Source organism: Actinoallomurus acaciae (genome assembly GCF_042429965.1).
Classification (GTDB): Bacteria; Actinomycetota; Actinomycetes; order Streptosporangiales; family Streptosporangiaceae; genus Actinoallomurus; species Actinoallomurus acaciae.
Window position 1 is genome coordinate 1 of the sequence record NZ_JBHLZP010000923.1, and the last position, 1,870, is coordinate 1,870.

Consider the following 1,870-nt stretch of genomic DNA (forward strand, 5'->3'; position numbering starts at 1 on the left):
GCGCCCGAGGTCCGCGTGTCCGGGCCCGCCGGCCACGACCAGCTCGGCGTCCGGCACGTGGCACAACGCCTCGATGACGGTGTCCACGCCTTTACGGGGCACGAGACGGCCGGTCGTGAGCACGCGTGGCCGGTCCCCGCGCGGGGCGACCGGCCCGTCGGGACGGAAGCGGTCGACGTCGACCCCGCACGGCACCACGTGGACCGAGCCGGGCGGGACGCCGTACGACTCCAGCTCCCGTGTCTCGTCCGCGCACGTGGCGATCACCGCGGCGGCGTCCCGGCCCGTACGTGCTCCACGGTGACACCGGGCGCGTAGCCGACCGAGTCCGGCAGCGCGACATCGTCGCGCCGGGTGTGCACCGTGACCTCGTGACCGCGCCGCGCCAGCGCGGCGGCGAGGGCGCCGACGTGGACGTTCTGTCCGCCGGCGTCGACGCCGCCGGGCGTCGCGAGCGGGCTGGCGTGCTCGGAGACCATGTCGATTCTCAAATGTGCTCCTTTACGCGGTGGCCTATTGAAAGATCCCTGCCACAGCGACAATGTCGCCAAACTCGCCACAGATTGGGCAAAATCGGCTATTCTGCGGTCGTTCCCGGCGGGCATGATCCGCCGTGCGCCGCCTCAACCCCATGTCGCACCGCTCGGCGCCGCTCAAACCTCATCCACCCGCTGAACTGCGGCGATGGACGCCTTGATTGCCGTAACAATTGGGCAATTATTACTATTCGCGCGGCGATGAATTAACGTGCGGGAAACGCTGTGGCGGGCGGCGTATCCGGAGCCGTGAGATCCCGCCCTCGCCTGGGCGTTTGCCCCGTGGCCGTCGGGGCAGGGACCCGCGAGGACGGTCTCCCGTGAAAGTTGCAATGCCTTTTCCAGACCCGAGCGCGGAGCCGGCCCGGTTGTGCCATCGTGCGGAAGGCGATGAGCCACGGGAAGGGAGCGGCGCATGGCCACCGACAACGCCTCGCATCCTCTCGCGGTTCGCATCCGGGACCGGCTCGCCGCCGACGCCCGCACGGTGGAGTTCGGCATCGACGTCGTCGTCCGCGACGACGTGGTCGTCCTGCGGGGTCAGGTGGCCACCGCGCGGCGGAGGGCGCTGATCGAGGCCGTCGCCCGCGAGTCCGCCGCCGGCCTGCGCATCGCCAACGACGTCACCGTCGTCGAGATGCCGCAACAGGCGCGGCGCACGGACGGCGCCTCCTGGTGAGCCCGCCCGTCACGCCCCGATGAGCCGGAACCGCACGCGCTGGCCGGGCCGCAGCTGGGCCGCGCGCGGGACGTCGTCCGCGGCCAGCACCGCCGCCACCGGATAACCCCCGGTCGTCGGATGGTCGGCGAGGAAAATGATCGGCAGTCCGTTCGGCGGCACCTGCAGGGAGCCGGTGACCATGCCCTCGCTCGGCAGCTCGCCCTCCCGGCGCCGGGTCAGCGCGGGTCCCTCCAGCCGCACGCCGACGCGGTTGCTCTGCGCCGTCACCTCGTACGCCGCGCCGGTCAGCGGGGCGAGCGTCTCGAACCAGTCGTCGCGCGGCCCGGGAGCGATCCGCAGCACCGGCTCGATCTCCGGTTCGGGCACGGGCGCGACGTCCACGGTGATCGGGCCGGTCGCGCGGCCGAGGTCCAGCCGGTCACCCGCGGACAGCGGCGGCGGGCCGAGCCCGGACAGCACGTCGGTGGAGCGGCGGCCGAGCACCGGTTCGACCTCCATGCCGCCGCGGACCGCGACGTAGGTGCGGACCCCCGAGGACGGCGTGCCGAACTCCACGACCGCGCCGGCCGGAACGTGGAACGGCGCGTTCATCGTCCCCGGCCGTACGAGCAGCGGCGCGCCGGTGACCGCGACCCACGCCCCGGCGTCGAAC

2 protein-coding genes and 1 pseudogene are annotated in these 1,870 nt (G+C 72.8%); 1 reads left to right on the forward strand and 2 read right to left on the reverse strand.

What is annotated here, in order from left to right; genetic code table 11:
- A pseudogene (locus tag ACFFNX_RS48940) lies at positions 1-491 on the reverse strand (glycosyltransferase); the annotation flags it as partial.
- 460 nt (positions 492-951) lie between these two features.
- Between ACFFNX_RS48940 and ACFFNX_RS48945 the strand changes: the two are divergent.
- Positions 952-1,215 (forward strand): BON domain-containing protein, encoded by a 264-nt coding sequence (locus ACFFNX_RS48945; protein WP_378213316.1) that lies wholly within the window; start codon positions 952-954, stop codon positions 1,213-1,215.
- A gap of 9 nt (positions 1,216-1,224) precedes the next feature.
- On the opposite strand, the gene ACFFNX_RS48950 is transcribed toward ACFFNX_RS48945, so the two are convergent.
- A partial coding sequence (locus ACFFNX_RS48950; RefSeq protein WP_378213317.1) for a 5-oxoprolinase subunit C family protein occupies positions 1,225-1,870 on the reverse strand: 646 nt, incomplete at its 5' end.